Origin of the sequence: Flavimarina sp. Hel_I_48 (genome assembly GCF_000733945.1) — a bacterium.
Taxonomy (GTDB): Bacteria; Bacteroidota; Bacteroidia; order Flavobacteriales; family Flavobacteriaceae; genus Leeuwenhoekiella.
In genome coordinates this window covers 2,841,430-2,861,019 of sequence record NZ_JPOL01000002.1, presented here as the reverse complement: position 1 = coordinate 2,861,019, position 19,590 = coordinate 2,841,430, and the positions used below count along the sequence as shown (strand labels likewise).

19 protein-coding genes are annotated in these 19,590 nt (G+C 40.1%); 7 read left to right on the top strand and 12 right to left on the bottom strand.

The genetic code is table 11. The annotated features are described in order from the left end of the window. The first annotated feature begins 11 nt into the window (after window positions 1-11). On the top strand, window positions 12-503 hold the full coding sequence (locus tag P162_RS12575) for a hypothetical protein (RefSeq protein ID WP_031427792.1): 492 nt from the start codon (window positions 12-14) through the stop codon (window positions 501-503). A gap of 59 nt (window positions 504-562) precedes the next feature. On the opposite strand, the gene bshA is transcribed toward P162_RS12575, so the two are convergent. Together bshA and P162_RS12565 are read right to left on the bottom strand one after the other, a co-directional pair. Continuing rightward, window positions 563-1,708 carry an N-acetyl-alpha-D-glucosaminyl L-malate synthase BshA gene (bshA, locus tag P162_RS12570; protein ID WP_031427791.1) on the bottom strand — a complete coding sequence of 382 codons (1,146 nt, stop codon included), beginning with the start codon at window positions 1,706-1,708 and terminating at the stop codon, window positions 563-565. Window positions 1,709-1,766: 58 nt separating this feature from the next. After that, the gene (locus P162_RS12565) at window positions 1,767-2,507 is read right to left on the bottom strand and encodes a CDP-alcohol phosphatidyltransferase family protein (RefSeq protein ID WP_031427789.1); all 741 of its coding nucleotides are present in this window, start codon (window positions 2,505-2,507) and stop codon (window positions 1,767-1,769) included. 171 nt (window positions 2,508-2,678) lie between these two features. Here P162_RS12565 and P162_RS12560 point away from each other — a divergent pair, with 171 nt between their 5' ends. The 3 genes from P162_RS12560 (at window position 2,679) to P162_RS12550 (ending at window position 4,627) form a co-directional block, all read left to right on the top strand. Further along, window positions 2,679-3,701 carry a PorV/PorQ family protein gene (locus tag P162_RS12560; RefSeq protein WP_051908077.1) on the top strand — a complete coding sequence of 341 codons (1,023 nt, stop codon included), beginning with the start codon at window positions 2,679-2,681 and terminating at the stop codon, window positions 3,699-3,701. A gap of 376 nt (window positions 3,702-4,077) precedes the next feature. After that, window positions 4,078-4,329, top strand: a complete 252-nt coding sequence (locus P162_RS12555; protein WP_031427786.1) for a hypothetical protein — start codon at window positions 4,078-4,080, stop codon at window positions 4,327-4,329. A 52-nt stretch (window positions 4,330-4,381) separates the two neighbouring features. Then, on the top strand, window positions 4,382-4,627 hold the full coding sequence (locus P162_RS12550; RefSeq protein ID WP_031427784.1) for a hypothetical protein: 246 nt from the start codon (window positions 4,382-4,384) through the stop codon (window positions 4,625-4,627). A 3-nt stretch (window positions 4,628-4,630) separates the two neighbouring features. Here P162_RS12550 and P162_RS12545 read toward each other — a convergent pair whose 3' ends face one another. From P162_RS12545 to P162_RS12510, 8 genes are all read right to left on the bottom strand, one after another. Next, window positions 4,631-5,500 carry a PPK2 family polyphosphate kinase gene (locus tag P162_RS12545; RefSeq protein ID WP_031427782.1) on the bottom strand — a complete coding sequence of 290 codons (870 nt, stop codon included), beginning with the start codon at window positions 5,498-5,500 and terminating at the stop codon, window positions 4,631-4,633. A 201-nt stretch (window positions 5,501-5,701) separates the two neighbouring features. Continuing rightward, window positions 5,702-6,865: a sigma-54-dependent transcriptional regulator gene (locus P162_RS12540; RefSeq protein WP_031427780.1), complete on the bottom strand. Its 1,164-nt coding sequence runs from the start codon at window positions 6,863-6,865 to the stop codon at window positions 5,702-5,704. Between the two features lie 2 nt (window positions 6,866-6,867). Beyond that, window positions 6,868-7,755: a hypothetical protein gene (locus P162_RS12535; RefSeq protein ID WP_241077769.1), complete on the bottom strand. Its 888-nt coding sequence runs from the start codon at window positions 7,753-7,755 to the stop codon at window positions 6,868-6,870. A gap of 3 nt (window positions 7,756-7,758) precedes the next feature. After that, complete coding sequence (locus P162_RS12530; protein ID WP_031427776.1) at window positions 7,759-8,670, bottom strand: mechanosensitive ion channel family protein; 912 nt, start codon at window positions 8,668-8,670, stop codon at window positions 7,759-7,761. A 3-nt stretch (window positions 8,671-8,673) separates the two neighbouring features. Beyond that, the gene (locus tag P162_RS12525) at window positions 8,674-9,963 is read right to left on the bottom strand and encodes an ABC transporter permease (protein WP_031427774.1); all 1,290 of its coding nucleotides are present in this window, start codon (window positions 9,961-9,963) and stop codon (window positions 8,674-8,676) included. Window positions 9,964-9,967: 4 nt separating this feature from the next. After that, entirely contained in the window at window positions 9,968-10,924 is a 957-nt protein-coding gene (locus tag P162_RS12520; RefSeq protein WP_031427772.1) for an ABC transporter ATP-binding protein, read from the bottom strand. 335 nt (window positions 10,925-11,259) lie between these two features. Further along, window positions 11,260-12,369: a molecular chaperone DnaJ gene (gene dnaJ, locus P162_RS12515; protein WP_031427770.1), complete on the bottom strand. Its 1,110-nt coding sequence runs from the start codon at window positions 12,367-12,369 to the stop codon at window positions 11,260-11,262. Between the two features lie 47 nt (window positions 12,370-12,416). After that, the gene (locus tag P162_RS12510) at window positions 12,417-12,992 is read right to left on the bottom strand and encodes a nucleotide exchange factor GrpE (protein ID WP_031427768.1); all 576 of its coding nucleotides are present in this window, start codon (window positions 12,990-12,992) and stop codon (window positions 12,417-12,419) included. A 152-nt stretch (window positions 12,993-13,144) separates the two neighbouring features. Here P162_RS12510 and P162_RS12505 point away from each other — a divergent pair, with 152 nt between their 5' ends. Further along, a complete protein-coding gene (locus tag P162_RS12505) occupies window positions 13,145-13,813 on the top strand; it encodes a YceI family protein (protein WP_031427766.1) in 669 nt (222 codons plus the stop codon). A 47-nt stretch (window positions 13,814-13,860) separates the two neighbouring features. On the opposite strand, the gene P162_RS12500 is transcribed toward P162_RS12505, so the two are convergent. Beyond that, window positions 13,861-14,772: a TIGR01777 family oxidoreductase gene (locus P162_RS12500; protein WP_031427764.1), complete on the bottom strand. Its 912-nt coding sequence runs from the start codon at window positions 14,770-14,772 to the stop codon at window positions 13,861-13,863. Window positions 14,773-15,111: 339 nt separating this feature from the next. On the opposite strand from P162_RS12500, the gene lnt reads away from it, so the two are divergent. Together lnt and P162_RS12490 are read left to right on the top strand one after the other, a co-directional pair. Then, a complete protein-coding gene (gene lnt, locus P162_RS12495; RefSeq protein WP_031427762.1) occupies window positions 15,112-16,728 on the top strand; it encodes an apolipoprotein N-acyltransferase in 1,617 nt (538 codons plus the stop codon). A gap of 155 nt (window positions 16,729-16,883) precedes the next feature. After that, window positions 16,884-18,188 carry a DUF2254 domain-containing protein gene (locus tag P162_RS12490; RefSeq protein WP_031427760.1) on the top strand — a complete coding sequence of 435 codons (1,305 nt, stop codon included), beginning with the start codon at window positions 16,884-16,886 and terminating at the stop codon, window positions 18,186-18,188. On the opposite strand, the gene P162_RS12485 is transcribed toward P162_RS12490, so the two are convergent. Next, window positions 18,182-19,570: an exopolysaccharide biosynthesis polyprenyl glycosylphosphotransferase gene (locus tag P162_RS12485; protein WP_031427758.1), complete on the bottom strand. Its 1,389-nt coding sequence runs from the start codon at window positions 19,568-19,570 to the stop codon at window positions 18,182-18,184. The genes P162_RS12490 and P162_RS12485 overlap by 7 nt on opposite strands. Window positions 19,571-19,590 lie beyond the last annotated feature (20 nt).

Genomic DNA, 19,590 nt, shown 5'->3' with positions numbered 1-19,590 from the left:
TATCACAATTTATGAAAAAACTTATTTTATCCCTTGTATTTACCGTTCTCGCCTGCACGCTGGTAGAGGCTCAAGAAATCTCAAAAAATGCCCTTGGTATCCGTTTTGGTGGTAATAATGGTGTGGGGGCGGAAGTTTCTTATCAACGCGGACTTACTGAAAACAACCGACTTGAATTTGATCTGGGATGGCGCAATGATGATAATTTTGACGCCTTTAAACTCACTGGTCTGTATCAATGGGTATGGAACCTTGATGGCGGGTTTAACTGGTTTGCCGGTGCTGGTGGCGGTATAGGATCAGTAAATTATGGCAACGACTTTGATAGGAACAATAACGATGACTCAGAGTTCTTTGCTTATGGAGCCGGGGACATCGGGATTGAATATAATTTTAACTTTCCACTATTGATCGCCTTAGATTTTAGGCCAGAAATAGGATTCAACGATTTTAATGATGACCTCGATTTTGATATTGCATTTAGTGTAAGGTATCAGTTTTAAAACATAATTAAAAACCTATTAAAAACGCCATTTTTCAGTCGGAAAATGGCGTTTTTTGATTAAATAACCTGCTTTTTCTGGTCTTTTTTAAGCGCTTTTAAATAGACTTTTTCGTACATGGGCACAATCGTCTCTATATCAAATTGCCGTGCTTCATTTTTTGCCTGAGCTTTAAATTGCTCCAAAACCTTATCATCTTTCAAGATCGATATGGCATTTGCCGCCATACCATCAATATCACCTACCTCGTTGAGAAAACCGGAAACGCCATCTTTATTGACTTCCCTGAGTCCGCCAGCGTTTGAAGAAACCACGGGCACACCTGCTGCCATGGCTTCCAGCGCGGCCAGGCCAAAACTTTCCGCCTTTGACGGAAGCAGGAACAGGTCAGAAAAACAAAGTATTTTATCTACCTCATTACTGTTCCCCAGAAAAATTACTTTTTTAGAAATACCAAGTTCGTCGCACAATGCTTCCGCAGGTTCCCGTTCTGGACCCTCACCTACCATAATTAATTTAGAGGGAATATGTTCCTGAATCTGATTAAAGATTTTAATGACATCTGGAATACGCTTTACTTCCCTAAAGTTACTGATATGGGTTATGATGCGCTCATTATCACTTGCCATTAATTCGCGCTGGCAATCTGTAAAACCACTACTTACACCACTGAGATCAATAAAATTCGGGATCACGTTGATCTTCTTTTTGATCTTGAACAACCGCAGTGTATCTTCCTTCAAACTCGTAGAAACCGAAGTTACCACATCGCTCTTGTTGATACTAAAGGTAACCGCAGGTTTATAAAACGGATGGTTTCCCACAAGCGTAATATCTGTCCCGTGCAGCGTGGTGACCATAGGTATGGTGATCCCTTCCTGTCGCAACATCTTTTTTGCCATAAAACCAGCATAGGCGTGTGGTATCGCATAATGTACGTGAAGCACATCAAGTTTATAAGCCCGGATAATGGTCACCAACTTACTCGAAAGGGCAAGTTCATAGGGTTGATAATGAAATAGGGGATAATCTGGAACGTTGACCTCATGAAAGAAAATATTCTCATTCAGCAGATCCAGGCGTACCGGTTGTTTATAAGTGATAAAATGAACTTCGTGACCCCGCTTGGAAAGCGCGATACCCAGTTCTGTGGCCACTACACCACTTCCACCAAAGGTGGGATAGCAAACTATAGCAATTTTCATACTACAAAAATACTAAATCCGTAGCATTGTGGTCACTAAAAAATGTTTGTTGAATTGTTTAAGAAGTACTTTTATGGCTCAATAAAGAAATCAATACATACAGCAAGATAATCAAAGGTATAGCCAGGAATTGAAGGCTGAACAATAAAATTACCGAAAGTAGTAAAAATCCATATCTAATCTTGTTTGCAGCAACTCCCCAGGTTTTGAATTTAAGGGCAAAAAGCGCGATTTCAGCATTTAACAGTATGCAGCTGATAATGGTAAGGGCAAGAAGAAAATAAGCATTGGTAAGTAAATTATCTGCCAGTGCATTGGGTTGATACATCAAAATAAGTGGGAGACTAATGATAAGAAGCGCATTTGCCGGTGTGGGCAACCCAATAAAAGATTCGCTCTGGCGCTCATCAACATTAAATTTGGCCAGCCGGTACGCTGAGGCGAGTGTTATCGCAAAACCAAAAAACGGCAGGATAGACAGGGAATTCCAGTCAGTCGCTGCAATTTTTTGCGTGTGATCGCCCCAGGCATTAATATTGTTAAGAAGCTGAAACATGATTATTCCTGGTACCACGCCACTGGTAACCACATCTGCAAGGGAATCAAGTTGAAGCCCCACTTCGCTCTGGGCGTTGAGCTTGCGCGCTAAAAAACCATCAAAAAAATCGAAAAATATGCCCGCGAGCACTGCATAGGCCGCAATCTCAAGGGAATTGTTAGCGGCAAAGTAAGTCCCTACCATTCCAGAAAATAAGTTGCCCATAGTGAAGGCATTGGGAATGTAACGGTTTATATTCATAAAAATCGATTTTTGTAAAAGTAGCAAACTCTGCATTCCTAGATGCACTCAAACAATAATGTACCTAAAATAAAGTTTATAATGTGAGCAAAATTGGACATATTTGTCCTCAAAGTAAAGCTATTGTATAAAATTTATTCTGTCCTTTTCTTCTTCCTTATCTGCTCCACAATGCAGTCCCAGGTGGTGCGCAAATATTCTAACGAGTTTTTGAATATTGGCGTTGATGCTGCGGCACTGGGCATGGGCAATGCCGTAGTGGCCGGTACCCGCGATGTGAATGCGGGCTACTGGAATCCTGCCGGACTCGTAAATATTGAAGATAATGAACTGTCACTTATGCATGCCAGTTATTTTGCCAATATCGCGCTCTACGATTACGCCGGTTTTGCGATGCCATTGGATAAGGAAAGTGCCGTGGCCATTTCTTTGATTCGTTTTGGGGTAGATGACATTTTGAATACCACACAACTCATTGATGCCAATGGGAATATAGATTATAACCGCATCAGTCTTTTTTCTACTGCAGATTATGCAATGACTTTTTCTTATGCACGCCGACTGTTCCTTGACGGACTCGATTTCGGTGCGAATGCGAAAATAATACGTCGTGTAATTGGCGATTTTGCAAATGCCTGGGGTTTTGGTCTTGATTTTGGAGTGCAGTACCGTATGGGGGGATGGAGTTTTGGCGCGATGGCCCGGGATATTACCACTTCTGTAAATACATGGAGCATTGATGAAGAAGCTTTCGCCACTATAAGTGATGCCGTTGCCGGACAAAATCAGGAACTCCCCGAAACGCTAGAAGTCACCCTGCCTAAATTGCAAGTGGGCGCGCAACGGGAATGGCTCATTAGGTACGATTATTCCATAAAAGCCGAAGTGGACGTACTTATGCGTTTTACCCAAACCAACGATATTATCTCATCATCTGCGGTTAGTGCAAGTCCCGCCGCTGGACTTGAATTTGGATATGCCAATTTGGTTTTTCTGCGAGCGGGGGTGGGAAATTTTCAAAATCTTACCCAACTTGATGGTAGTGAGCAATTGGGCTTTCAGCCAAATATTGGCGTAGGATTCAATTACAAAGGCATTCACATCGACTATGCCCTGACCGATATAGGCGATCAGAGCGCTGCGATATACAGCAATGTTTTTTCGGTAAAATTGGATTGGAAGCTTTTTCGGTAGTACGCAGGAACAAACAGTTTTTATTAAATAGTTGAAGCTGTAAATCACTTGCCTTTATTTTCTCAAAATTTTAATTATTAAGTAAAGCGTCTTGATATTAAGCTGAATATCTCAAAATATGCTTGAATTAAATGGTTTTTAGACACTGTTTGGATATTTAATGGTTTTTGGGCGTTTCCCTGCGGGTCGGGCTTTGCGCTGCAATCTTTTTGATCATGCTTCTCAAAAAGGATTTCCACTTCAATCCCTAACGCGGAATTCATTTCAGTATGGTATTGCTCAAACCTCTGCTCTCGGGTTAAATATGTACAAATTCATTAGCGCAACTGCGCTTTAACACTTCAATAATCAGTATTTTACCTATAAAACGAAAATAATGGGTGACGAAAATTTAAAAAGTAAAAGCGTTCAGGAACTAAAATCAGAATTAAAAACGACTCAAGTCATTACGACAGCCTTAATCAGTGTAATTAGTTTACTTGTTGCAGTTACAATGTATGGCCTGATTTATTTAGAAAATAAAGCCGTATTTATAGCATTGATTACTGTTGCAATCTCCTGCGGTGCGATTATTCCCATACAATTGGTTTCAATCAAAAAAATTAAAACTGAAATAAAATCGCGATAGCCCTTAGCCTAATACCTATTTGTTTGAATTAAGGCTTTTCAAAATTTAAAAAATGAAAGAACTCTCAGAATTTACAGATGAAGAACTACTGGCAGAAGCGAAAAAAATGAAATCGTCGGCAGTGACAAATGCCCTTTTTATCGGATTTTTAATAGGTATCTTAATTTATGGCACTGTAAAAAACAGCCTGGGACTTTTAGCGCTTCTACCCCTTTTTCTAATTTACAAACTGATAAAAGGTTCCAAAAAGAATAAACCACTTGAGGAAGAACTAAAAGCCAGGAATTTAAAAGTATAGTGTTTATTCTTCCCCATGTAGCTGTTCCTTATATTCCTCTATCTTTGATGCTGTTTCTGAATCCAGTTCCGGTTCCTGAATATCTGGATATTTCTGAAGTTCCTCTAAAAGTATTTTGGCAAGTATAAGACGTGCGGTAGGTTTGTCATCTGCTGGGATAATATACCAGGGAGCGTGTGGTTTTGAGGTGTTGTTTATGGCATCTTCAAAACAGGCTTGATATTCATCCCAGAGTTTACGTTCCTCAAGATCTCCTGCTGAAAACTTCCAGTTTTTATCTGGTTTGTTCAACCGCCGGAGTAACCTATGTTTTTGTTCATCTTTAGAAAGATGCAAAAAGAATTTGTATACCAGGGTGCCGTTCTCTGCTATGTGCTTTTCAAAGTTATTGATCTGCTCAAAACGTTTATCCCAGAATGCAGGTGTAATATCATCTACCGTATTTATCTGCGGCAGGTTTTCACCCAATACATAATCAGGATGCACGCGGGTAACGATTACATTCTCGTAATGTGTACGGTTAAAAATACCAAATTTTCCACGTTCTGGCAGCGCGATATAATGTCGCCATAAATAGTCATGCTTGAGTTCATTCTTGGTGGGAACTTTAAAACTATGCACTACAACACCGCGCGCATTGAAGTTTTTGAAAACCTCCCGAATTAGGCTGTCCTTACCCGCGGTATCTGTACCTTGAATGCAAATAAGCACAGCGTATTTGCCGTGTGCATATAGTTTATTTTGAATGTCTGCAAGGTCTTTGCTTACATCATCCAACTCGTCTTCTAGGTCGTCCTTTTTACCAAAATCCTCATGGGTAGGGACGTCCTGCAATTTTATTGTCCCTTTTACTTTATAATCGTCTGCTTTCATAGTATTTCTTTTAGAGGGTTATATTCCGTAGAAATATTTTTTTTGATCCTTCGCAAAGCGTGCCAATAAAAAGTTGTCCTTTCAGGAAACAGACCATGATCTGCTCTTTATAATGAAAATAATCCTTAGTACGACTAACGGATATCCGCCCAGAATTTAGTGATTTGGATCAATAAACTCCCTTTTAGTGTCAATTATTGCCTATTTACTGGCAAAAAGCGCCACATCTTCTTCAGAAACTTCCGCAGATCCCAGGATGATTAAACGTTCTATCACATTGCGCAGTTCCCGTATATTTCCCGTCCAGTCGTATTCCTGCAATTTTTTAACCGCATCATCTGTAAAGGTTTTAAGTGTGGTGCCTTGCTCCTGGGCAATCTTTGCGGCAAAATGAGAAACCAATAAGGGTATGTCATCGCGGCGCTCATTAAGTGCCGGTACCCGGATTAATATTACGGCCAGGCGGTGGTATAAATCTTCCCTGAAATTGCCCTGTTCTATTTCTTTTTTAAGATCCTTATTGGTAGCAGCAACCACGCGTACATCAACTTTGATATCTTTATCGTTGCCCACTCGGGAAACCTTGCTCTCCTGAAGTGCACGCAAAACTTTTGCCTGGGCAGAAAGGCTCATGTCCCCTACCTCATCCAGAAAAAGTGTACCGCCATTTGCTGCTTCAAATTTTCCCGCGCGGTCTTTTACAGCAGAAGTAAACGCACCTTTCACATGGCCAAAGAGTTCACTTTCTATAAGTTCTGCCGGTATTGCCGCACAATTCACTTCTACAAGCGCACCTTTAGAACGCTCACTTTTTTCATGAATCCAGTGGGCAACCAGTTCTTTTCCTGTACCATTAGGTCCCGTAATGAGAACACGCGCTTCGGTAGGGGCGACTTTCGCAATGATTTCCTTGATTTTTGAAATGGCGTCGCTTTCGCCCACCATTTCATATTTTTTACTCACTTTTTTCTTGAGCATGGTATTTTCGGTAACCAGGCTTTTCCGGTCCAGGGCATTGCGGACCGTATTGAGTAAACGGTTGAGATCTGGGGGTTTAGAAATGTAGTCAAAAGCGCCCAGGCGCATGGTATTTACTGCGGTATCCAGATCGCCGTGACCGGAAATCATCACAATGGGAATTTCGGGCTTGATCTTTTTTGTAGCCTCCAGCACTTCAATACCGTCCATTTTTGGCATTTTTATATCACAAAGAACAAGATCATAGTCGGTATCTTTTAATTTTTCCATTCCCGCTACGCCATCCTCCGCTTCCTCTACCTGATAATCCTTATTTTCTTCTGTGAGGATTTTTACCAAAACGCGGCGTATGGCAGCCTCATCTTCTATGATCAATATTTTTGACATGTCTAAAATTTAAATTTCATTCCTCCCCTAAAATAGAAAGAATTATCGTCATTTATGGTATAGATATCATCCCTATCGTTGTTCCGCAGCCTAAAATCATTAGAAACGGAATGCGCTGCATAGGCAAAAAACCGGAGCTTTTTAGTAAAAAAATGCTCATAGCCCAGACCACCAAGCACTATGGTCATGGATATATTTTCGGCTGTTTTCCCATCAATAGTAATGGGACGCTGCAGGTTTCCGAAGAAATTATCAAGCGTTGCAAACGCCTGAAAAGCGTCTTTATGCGATTCATTTAAATAATGCCGAACACTCGTCTTAGGCACGCCCAGGGTAAAATCCCAATTGGGACGGAATCGTTTTGAATAGTCAATAAGCGGCAGTGGGTAATTGCGGCCGGGCGTCGTGGAATAGTTCAACCCAAAAATCAAGCGGTAGGGTTTACCATCTTTGGGATTGCTTACGTTGTTAATTGCATAAACGGCGGCATTGTAAATGTAATCGTCACCATGTGCACTCTGATTCAATGTAGAACTTATCCGGGCAGCAGTACGTATGCCCAGACGCCAGTTGCCCGCTATTTTAAACACATATCCCAATGCAAGTTCCATACGCTCAACGGAATTTACCTGAAGGGGATCAAAAGGAACCGAATCTTTTATGGTAATGTCAATAAAGCGATACTCCAGACCCAAAACCAAAATATGATTTCGTTCTTTATCTAAAGGAACCGGGATCTGTAGAAGCGCGCGATAACGGCTCAGGGAGTTTTTTGATTTTGCAAAGGGGATATGCATATATTCCACGCGCGCAATATCTGTAGTTTGCGCATTCGCAAAAGCGACGGAAAATATGCATACTAAAAAGACTCTTAAATAATTGATATGCAAATCCTATGAATTATTTTTATAAAAATGAACATCCCTCTGGGGAAATGGTATGGTAATACCGCTTTTTCTGAATTCCTGATCTATTTTGAAACGCATCTCACTTTTTATACGCGGATCCACAAAACTATCTTGAATAAAGAAATAAATCCCAAATAGAAGCGCACTATCGCCAAAATCTTCAAAAAGCACAAAAGGTGCCGGACTTTTAAGAATGCCATTCTGTGCGTCAGCACAGTCCAAAAGAATCTTTTTTACCAGTTCTGTATCGCTACCATAGGCCACGCCAACGTTGACCGCTTCACGCGTTGTGTTATGGTTTTGAGTGAAATTGTAAATAATCTCACTTATAAATTTATGGTTGGGGATAATTATCACCTTATCGTCACGGGTAATCGCCCTTGTGGTACGTAATCTAATCTCAAAAATACGACCCACTTTACCGTCCAGTTCAATAATGTCGCCTACTGCAAGCGACTTATCTATCATTATGAAAATACCGCCTATAACATCCTGAAATAGCTCCTGAAGTGCCAGCCCCAGACCCACAAATAACGCTGCGGAAGCAGTAATCAAAACCGTTACGTTTATCCCAGAAGCACTTAAACTAAGCACAATGACAATGAGGTAAGTAAAATACCGAATGAATTTGAAGATACTTATAAATTTAAGCTCATCATTACGCTCCATATTACGGGTAATGAAGCTACGTATCAACCGAAGCAAAAGGGATGCTACCAAAAAAGAAACAATAACCAGTAGCACACCTCCTATGGTGAGCCTGATAGGGTTTTCACCCTCTCCTAAAGTATAGCCCAGATTAAGGAACTTAGATATCGTAGACCAGATATCCTCCTGGATGATATCTTTTACTTTCTCAGCCCCTTCTTTTATATTTTCCTGTACTTCCTGAATCATGTTTTAGTACTTGAGCCATTTCATTAGCTCTTTATAAGTTGGCTTTTTACCATACATTAAGATTCCCACACGATAGATCTTAGAGCCAAACCAGACGGTAAACATAAAACTCCCCACTAATATCGCTACAGAAATAAGCAACTCCCACCAGACCACGCCAAACGGAATACGCATGAGCATGACAATGGGGGATGTAAGTGGAATATAAGAAAAAACAACGGCAACAATACCATGCGGATTGTCAATAACCGCAAAAAAGCCAACGTAAATGGCTAACATGAGCGGCATTATGAGCGGGAGCATAAACTGCTGCGTATCGGTTTCACTATCTACCGCAGCACCTATGGCTGCATAAATGGAACTGTACAGAAAGTAACCGCCTATAAAATAGATGATGAAAAATACAGCCAGCTCAATAAGGGGAAGCTTAAGAATATCAAGAATAATAAGCTCCATTTTATCCAGATCTGTAGCAGCCATATTGCCCAGCGGAACCTGGCCCGCAGTGGCATCTATGCCCAGGAAGCTTACAAGGCCCAGTAAAAGTACCGCTCCCAGAATAATCCAGATGGTAAACTGGGTAATACCGGCTAAAGTCGTCCCTATGATCTTGCCCATCATTAATTTAAAAGGTTTTACCGAAGAAATGATCACTTCTATAATACGATTTGTCTTTTCTTCAATGACACTACGCATAACCATATTGCCATAGATTATGATAAACATCATGAGCAGATACCCAGCGCCACCGCCAAAACCGGCCTTAATCCAATTTGAGACTTTAGACGTACGCTCACCGGTGAAATTTTCTATATTTATGGAAACCACCGTTTTTGATTCTTCGATCATATCGAGATTAACGCCTCGATCTATCAGCTTCTCATCGGTAAGTTTTTTTTCGATTTGCTCTTCCATTGCATCCAGTGTGGCAAAACCGGGAACTTCTGCTCCAAAAAAACGTACGGTGCTGGGCTGGGTTTTGACTTCTTCGGGAATATAAAGAAGACCAAAATATCCATTCTTTCTAACATTTTCTTTGGCATTATCCAGACCTACAGGTGAGAGGTCTACGTAATTTATTTCTTCGGTACTTTCAAAATCCTTGTAAAAAAGACCAGAATCATCTACAACAACGATCGTGCGCTGTCCATCCTGATTTACCTGAGTAAGATAGACGATAAGAAATATCATACCTACCGCGATTATGGGACTTAGAAAGGTCATTACGATAAATGACCGGTTGCTCACGCGTGCTTTGTATTCCCGTTTTACAATCAGGCTCAGTTTTCCCATTTATTTAATTGGAACTTATGGTTTGAATAAAAATGTCATTTACCGAAGGGATCACTTCCACAAAATGATTGACCATTCCTTTTGTAGTAAGATAGCGCAGCAAATCATTGGCGCTTGCACCTTCTGGCATCTGTACCGTTAGTTTGAGATCGTGGTCATGTATAGTTTTAAAAGTCGCCGGGGTTACATTCCAGTTTTCCGGGAGTGCAGTGGTAACTTCCATGTTAAGTCGTTGCTGGGCTTCATGGGTATCCTCAACAGTTTCCAGTCCTATCTCATAGGTATTTGATCTATAATTACGCTTAATCTCTGCGAGGTTTCCGTCCAGTATTTTATTGGATTTATTGATAAGTGCGATATGATCGCACATGGCCTCAACAGATTCCATACGGTGGGTAGAAAAGATAATGGTCGCACCATCATCCCTCAATTTTAGAATCTCATCCTTGATCAAATTGGCATTAATAGGATCAAAACCACTAAAAGGTTCGTCAAATATGAGTAGTTTAGGTCTATGAAGCACTGTCACGATAAACTGTATTTTTTGTGCCTGCCCCTTGGAAAGTTCCTGGATCTTTTTATCCCACCAACCGGTAATACCCAGCCTTGAAAACCAGTATTCGCTCTGGGATTTGGCATCGCTGCGCGTCATTCCCTTAAGTTGTGCCAGGTAAAGCAGCTGCTCCCCTACTTTCATACTTTTATACAGTCCGCGTTCTTCTGGCATGTAACCTATGTTCAAAATATGTTTTTGCTGCAGCGGTTCGCCACCCAGAGTTACGCTTCCTTCATCTGGAGCAGTAATCTGATTGATAATACGGATCAAAGTTGTTTTGCCTGCCCCATTAGGCCCTAAAAGGCCAAAAACACTTCCCGTGGGGACTGCGATAGAAAGATCATTAAGAGCAGTATACTTGCCAAATTTCTTAGAAACGTGGTCTGCGGCAAGAAGATATTCCATAGTTATGTAATAAGGGATAAAGGTATTGAAAATGGTTTAAATCTATGAACGCTCCTCAACGTTAAAGATTAAAATCTTTCATTTATGATGGAAAAATGCCCAAAAACAGGCGAAATCTTACCAAAGTAGCCAATTATATACTTATGAATCAGAATCGAGACTTTATATTAAGGCAATAATAGGATTATCAATCAATTCCCCTATATCGTAAAATGCAAAAACCCACCCTCAATCTGCACCGAGGATGGGAAAAAAATTGCTATGAAAAAGAAAAATATCACTAACTAGTGATTAGTGATATTCAAATATACATATTTTTTGATTATCTCAATACATCAGGAGAACATATCCTTCACTTTGTCAAAAAAGGATTTATCCTCCGTTTGTGGTTTCGGCTCAAAATGCTCATTATCCACCATACGATCGAAGAATTCTTTCTGCTCTTTATTCAGATCTTTTGGCGTCCACACATTTACGTGCACGAGTAGATCCCCTTTACCATAACCATTTATGGAAGGAATTCCCTTACCGCGTAATCGAAGGATTTTTCCGCTTTGCGTACCTTCTTCCACCTTGATGCGTACTTTACCTGTTACGGTATCAATTTCTTTGCTAGTACCCAATATAGCATCAGGAATACTCACGTAAAGATCATAATGAAGGTTGTCCCCTTCACGCTTTAGGGTATCATGCTCCTGCTCTTCAATTAAAACAAGAAGATCACCAGGGATACCGTCTCCAGGGGCATCGTTACCCTTACCGGATACTTTAAGCTGCATACCTTCAACAACTCCCGCCGGGATTTTTATGGAAACCGTTTCTTCGCTCGCCTTCATACCATCAGCGTCAGCATCTGCTGGCTTAGAATCTATCATCTGACCAGAACCACCACAGGTATTACAGGTTGTAGCTGTCTGCATACGTCCCAAAATAGTATTGGTCACACGCATCACCTGACCCTGACCATTACAGGTACTACAGGTTTTATACGTTGTGCCTTTCGCTAACGTTTTACGTTTTACCTTGATTTTTTTATCGGCTCCATTTGCGATTTCCTCCAAGGTTAGTTTTACACGTATGCGTAAATTACTTCCTTTCATACGGCGCTGACCGCCACCAAAACCAGAGAAGCCGCCACCGCCGCCAAAACCACCAAAAATATCACCAAACTGGCTGAATATATCATCCATGTTCATGCCACCTCCACCGAAGCCGCCGCCACCTTCAAAAGCCTGATGGCCATAACGGTCATATTTGGCCCTTTTCTCTTCATTTCCCAGTACCTCGTAGGCCTCAGCTGCTTTTTTAAACATATCTTCGGCCTTGTGATCATCTGGATTTTTATCAGGATGAAACTCAATGGCCTTTTTGCGGTATGCCTTTTTTATTTGCGTAGCAGTTGCTCCTTTCGCAATGCCAAGTATGTCGTAATAATCTTCTTTCATCAGTAAATCTTTGGTAATTAATTCCTTTTGTAGGCAGCAGGAAATTTTTAGTTGCCCACGACCACTTTAGGGAATCGTATAATACGCTCGCCCAGCATATAGCCTTTCTCTACAACGTCCACAATTTTTCCCTTTAAAGCGTCCTTAGGTGCGGGTATTTGGGTAATAGCTTCATGTTTTTCAGCATCAAACACATCCCCTTCATTGACTTCCATAAGGGATAAACCTTTAGCCTTGAGGGTTTCACTAAGTTTATTTCTTATCAGCTCAACACCTTTTAAAAGGTTTTTATCTTTTGCCTTTGCAATCTCTATAGACGCCCTGTCAAAATCGTCAAGTACGGGAAGCATTGCCTGCATTACTTCCTGACCGGCAGTTTTAAAAAGCTCGCTTCGCTCTTTTGCAGTACGTCGTTTGTAATTTTCAAATTCGGCAAATAGACGTAAAAACTTATCCTTTTCCTTTTCAAGATCCGCTTTATACGCATTTAAAATATCTTCATCACTGGCGTCATCCTCTTGCTGTGCTTCACCCTGTACCGCTTCCTGGTCTAATTTTCCTTCGTGATCTTTATGCTGATCCTGATGGTCTTGCTCTTGTTCTTTTATATTATCTGTGCTCATCTGTATCTTTATTTTAATCACATGAGGCAAAAGTACTGCCACTTCAATATAAATGTCAAAATGTCACTAGATTATATTTACAAAAAATTTAAGAAGGGAGAAAAATCAAAATCGTAATTTGGCCTCTTAATATATACCTAAATAAATCGTTTATGAAAATTAAATTAATACCCGTACTTAGCCTTGCCGTACTCTTAACCGGCATGGTATCATGTAAAGACAGTAAAAATAAGACCGAAGCAGGCGAAGCAGAAGTAGCCGCTGAAACCAGTATGCAGGCATCAAAGTTCATGGTTGATACACAAGCATCGACTATTACATGGGAAGGCAACAAGCCCACAGGTACGCACACTGGCACGGTTAACCTGGAATCTGGAGTAGTAAAAGTAGCAGGGGATAGCCTAAGTGGAAGTTTTCTTATAGATATGACCACAATAACTGATACTGACCTGGAAGGTGAACAAAAAACCAATCTTGAGCAGCACCTTAAAGGAACTGTAGAAGGTAAAGAAGGAGATTTCTTTAACGTTCAAAAGTATCCTACCGCAGCATTTGAAATTACTGATGTTATGGATGACAATGGAAAACAGATGTTAGAAGGTAATCTTACTATTAAAGATGCCAAAAATAACATTTCATTTCCGGTAACCTATTCTGTAGATGGTAGCACAATGACTCTTAAAAGTGAGCCTTTTACTATAGACCGTACCAAATGGAATGTAAACTACGGTTCTAAATCTGTATTTGATGATCTTGGAGATAAGTTTATCAGTGATGATATAACCCTTACAATAGATATCGTTGCTAAAAAGCAGATGTAATCCATTATTACTTAAAACTGAAAAGCCCGTCGTACGACGGGCTTTTTTTATTTGGTAGATAGTAAGCAATCTAAAGCTTTCTCAATACGCTCATATGAAAAAACATATCCTTCACCCTGGATTTTGGCAGAACTTACCTTTTGACTCTCAAGTACAACTGCTGCCATATCCCCTAAAGCCGCTTTCAACGCAAACTCAGGAACATTAGGTAACCATAAGGGTTTATTCAAAACCTCAGCGGCTGTTTTTGTCAGTGTTGCATTCGTTACCGGATGTGGTGCGGTGGCATTGTAAATACCAGCAAGTTTCTGTTCCATACAATGAACAAATATGTTAGCGAGATCTTTAATATGTATCCAGGATTGAAATTGTTTTCCTGATCCTAAAGGAGCGCCTACATATATTTTGATGGGCTTTATTAATTGTTGCAAAGCTCCGCCATTTTCGGCCAAAACGACTCCTATACGTATTTTAGTCACTTTTAGGCCAATTTCTTCAAACTGATCTGCGGCTTGCTCCCATACGTTTACCACATCTCCTAAAAAACTGGGGTTGTATTCTGGATATTCCTCTGTATACAGGGTTTCCAATGAAGATGGATAGGCTCCAATAGCACTGGCAGATATAAAATGATCTACCATGTTTTCCTTTTCCTTAAGCAAATCGAATAATAAATTGGCCGTATTGATCCTACTATCAATTATGGCTTGCTTGTGCTCATCTGTCCAACGTTCTGCGATGCTTGCGCCTGCAAGATGAATAACCGTATGCACCCCTTTTAAACAAGTCGCATCTATCTCCTTGTTTTTAGCATCCCACAAAAAGCCTTTGTAGTTTTCTTTATCTTCCAGTTTATCAGAACTGGTGGTCAAATAATTGACATCAATTCCTTTAGTGTGGCATTCTTTTACCAGTTGTTGGCCTAAAAGTCCTGTCGCTCCTGTAATCAATACACGCATACATTGTGTTTTCTTAAAATTAATCAGAAAAACCCGCGATACAATCTTATTTGTTATAGGTTTAACAGGCATATACAAACCTTTAACTAAAGGCCTTGCCCATACCGTATAGTATATTATCTATGTATTGAATTTTTAAAAACGGAAGCCATACTGATTATATATTCCTGGTAGATTTTCTCATTATTTTCACATACCATTAGAGCTATTTGCAAAGCTTTGCACATCCGCGTATCTTTAGCATTATAATTCGTGTATTAGGAATGCGATATACTGCTTCATTTTCAGGAAAACAACTTTTTTTAGCTTAAAAACCGACAAAAATACTCCTTTTTTAGTATGAAAAACCTGCTTTTGGCTTTAGTATCTGGCTTTCTTCTCGCTATGGCGTGGCCTACGTATGGTTTTGCTTTTTTATTATTTTTCGCATTTGTGCCCCTGTTATTCGCTACTGAAGAAATTAAGAATTCCACAAAGGATAAAAAAGGGTGGAAAGTACTGGGCCTTGCGTATATAAGCTTTTTCATATTTAATATTATCACGACAAACTGGCTCTACTTTTCTACACCTTTTGGGATGTGGTTTGCCGTACTCGCCAATGCTCTACTTATGACACTGGTATGGCGTATTTATTTTTTTGTGCGCCAGCGGCTATCGGCTATTCCCAGCCTTGTTTTTCTTTCCTCGCTGTGGATGCTTTTTGAATGGATGCACCTACACTGGGAATTTTCCTGGCCATGGCTAAACCTTGGTAATGGATTTGCGACCTCAACAAGCTGGATACAATGGTATGAATACACAGGCACATTTGGAGGAAGTTTATGGATCTGGGCGACAAATATTTTGCTGTTTTTTACCATAAATCGTTTTTTTAGTCAGGAAAATAGAAGACCATTTTATTATGTAATTGCCTGTTTTATAAGTCTTATTGCGGTTCCTATCATTGTTTCTCAATTTATATTAAACAATTATTCCGAAGAGGAAGATCCCGAAGAAATCGTGCTCCTTCAGCCTAATATTGATCCTTACAAAGAGAAATACAATATTACAAATGAGCGCATAGCAACTCTTTTATATGAGGATGCCGCCAAAGCGGTAGACGATAACACCAATTATCTTATAGCCCCTGAGACCGTACTTGCAGAGGGTTTTGGCACAACACTCAACACTTTTGATTATTCCCGCGAAAAAGAAAAGGCGCAGCTTTTTCTAAAAAAATACCCTAATCTTAACTTTCTTACCGGGATACAGTTCTATAATTTCCATAAGGACAGAAAAGACCTCTTGCCCACCAGTAATTTTCTGGGTAGGGATCGCGTGGGCGATACCGTATGGGGTGATTTTTACAATTCGGCAGTATTGCTGAACAAAAGCGATAGCAGCCAGATTTATCATAAGAGCAAGCTTGTGGTAGGTGTGGAAAACTTTCCTTATCAAAGTACTTTGAAACCGTTGCTGGGAAATATAATGATAGACCTTGGCGGGACTGTGTCCATGAAAACAAAGCAGCTGGACCGTACCGTTTTTGAGGGATCAGACCATTCTCATGTTGCGCCGGTTATTTGCTATGAATCCGTTTACGGTGAATTTGTCACCGGTTATGTACGCAACGGCGCCCAATTTCTGGCCATCATTACAAACGACGCCTGGTGGGGCGAAACACAGGGCCACAAGCAGCACCTTAATTATGCGAGGCTGCGCGCCATTGAAAACAGGCGCAGTGTCGCGCGGAGTGCAAACACCGGTATTTCCGCCTTTATAGATCAAACCGGAAAGATCACAGATCAACTGGGTTATGGAAAACGTGGAACTTTAAAAGGAACATTAAATAAAAATGCCACTTTAACCTTCTATACTAAATATGGCAATTTTATACCAAAAATTGCCCTAATCCCTGCCTTCGTAATACTCCTGCTTTCTTTTTTCAAGAAGAAGAAAGCACTAACATTGCGTTAGTAATTATCTGAAAACCGACAAAAAACCACTATTTTCAACCGAAATTAAGGCGTTTTTGCTCATAATATGCGCTTTTTTCAGGAAATACTAAATGATAAACAGCGTCATCTGAGAGTTTATATACAAATACGTTTAAAATAGAAAGTCGACTTTTAATGAAGATAGTACTTAAATTTTTAAAGAATACCTATAAAAACGTACTGCATAGTATTGCATTTTACCCTGTCCTTATAACCCTGGTATTTTTGTTTATTGCCTTTGGTGGTCTGGAAGTAGAAAATTTTGAACCTATACAGGAATTGAAAAAGAACCTCCCCTACTTTTTCATTCAGGATTATGAGACCGCTCGTTCTATACTCTCAACATTGATTGGCGGTATTCTATCACTTACCGTGTTCAGTTTTACCATGGTAATGTCTGTGTTGAGTCAGGCTTCTTCTAATTTTTCCCCAAGATTACTACCAGATCTGATCTCTAATAAAAAACACCAGATCATCCTTGGCGTTTATATAGGTACGCTTTCCTATTGTATAATTATCCTGATCTCGCTGGGGGCTTCTGGTGTAGACTCTAGCTCCCTGGGGCTCAGTACCATGTTTGCTGCGCTACTGGGTGTAATTTGTATAGGCCTGTTTGTATATTTCATACATAATATTTCCAGAGCCATACAGATTCAAAATATTGTGGACAGTATTTCAGACGCAAGTAGTAATTATCTCATGAAAAAACTTGAAATACAGAAGAAGACTAAAGATGGTTTAAAAACTATAGATACTACGGGATGGACAGTTATTAAAAGTAATAAATCTGGCTATTTCAGGGGTTTTGATCCTGCGCTGCTCCTTGATTCACTAAAAGAAGAGCACCATGATATATTTATAATCCCTTACTTGAACCAACATATTTGGAAAGGGGCACCTCTTTTAAAAATCAAAAAACAGGTGGATGAAGAGCAAAAAGAAAATCTTGATTTTTGCGTCACCTTATCCCCTGACCGGTTAGAGGGAGAAAAGGGAATAGGCGGAATGATCAAACTTATGGAAATCGCAGTTAAGGCGATGTCTCCCGGAATAAACGATCCCGGGACGGCCATAGATGCCATCTTAAAACTCACGCAATTGCTGCGTTTACTTTTACAGTTACCGCAGATTTCCGTAGAAAAATTTTACGACAGAAAACTCACGGTTATCGAAAAAATAATTGATGCAGATGAAGCGATGCGCCTGTTGATACAACCTATACGGCAATACTCTAAACAGGATAGTGCGGTTTGCTACGTGTTAATTGAAGCGTTACAGTTTATCAATCAGGAACCTGATATTTCCCAGGATAAAAAAGCCGTTATAGAAGCTGAACTTGCTGCACTTAAAAGGGATATTGAAGACTCCATAGAAAATGAAACTGATAAACAGCGCGTCATACGTCTATTTGACAAAAGCGGTCTTACAGAGCATTATTGACCCCTAAAATAAATCATGGTGCTGCATGTTTTTAAAAGGATGCTGAGATCTAAAAACAAGTTTCTGTGCTTGATATAATAGAGGTCATATTGCAATTTTTCAAGCGAATCCTGTTCAGACTTAGCGTACCTGCCGCGCACTTGTGCCCAGCCGGTTAGACCAGGTTTTATCACGTGCCTGGTCTCATAGAAAGGTATTTTTAAAGAAAGTTTCTCAACAAATTCGGGACGTTCTGGCCGGGGACCTATTAAACTCATTTCCCCCCTTAAAATATTCAGGCATTGGGGCAATTCGTCAAGTCTGGTATTCCGCATAATCTTACCGAAACGGGTTATCCTACGATCCCCTTTCTGTGACCACTGGGCGCCATGAGCCTCTGCGTTCCTGATCATCGTCCTAAATTTTATTATACTGAAATTTTTTCCGTTTAAGCCCACACGTTCTTGTTGATAGAACAACGGCCCTGCGTTGGCTATAAAATTGGCCATAAGTATAAATGGAATAAGCAATAGCGTAAGGACTGAACCTAAAATGGCGAAAACCATATTGAAAATTCGGTTAAAAAAAAGATAGAGGCTATTTTTATTACTACGGCTAAAGGGAAAATATTTATAAAAATCCTGTTCCATATGTTCTACCGGAACCTTCTGCGTTATTTCTTCATATACCTGCGTATATTCCCTAATACTGAATCCTTTTTCCAACAAGCGTATGAGTTGGCCATACAGTTCAAAATTCACCCCTTTACCTGCACTGGACACCACTATTTCAGAAACCGAATACCGCCGAACTGCCTTATCAAGCTCTGTCACGTCCACAATTTTCAATTTTTCTTTTTCGTCAGAAAGGAGTGAATTATCGGTATTTATATAACCGATCACTTTATAATTGGGATCTGCGACATGTAAATTCTTAACTATCAATTTTATATCAAACGCGTTTCCCACTACCAGCACGCGTTTATTAAATCTTGGAGCGGAAAATAATGTTATGTACATATACCGCCACAGTACCAAGGCGACTACCATTGCAGAAAAGAACACCACTATCTGAATACGATTAGCAGGCAAAACAGGTGTGAAAAATGGCGTCAGCATATAAAACAGTAATGTAACCGAAACGGTAAGAAGTATATTCTTTAGGGTCGTTTGAAAGCTGGCAGCGCGTTGCAGGTCATAAAGTTCGAAGATAGTGCCAAAAAGCATGAGGTACAATCCAAGCGTCAAAAGCCAGGACCACTGAGAACCGTTAAGTGAAAAATAGGCGTAATTAAATATATGCCCTAAAAGTATTAAAACTAAAAAAACAGACAGAAGGTCAAAAATACGCAAGAAAACCTTGCGTTCAGGTATATCAAAATGAATACTTTTTGAAAGGGGCAAGGGAAGTAGATTTTAATCGT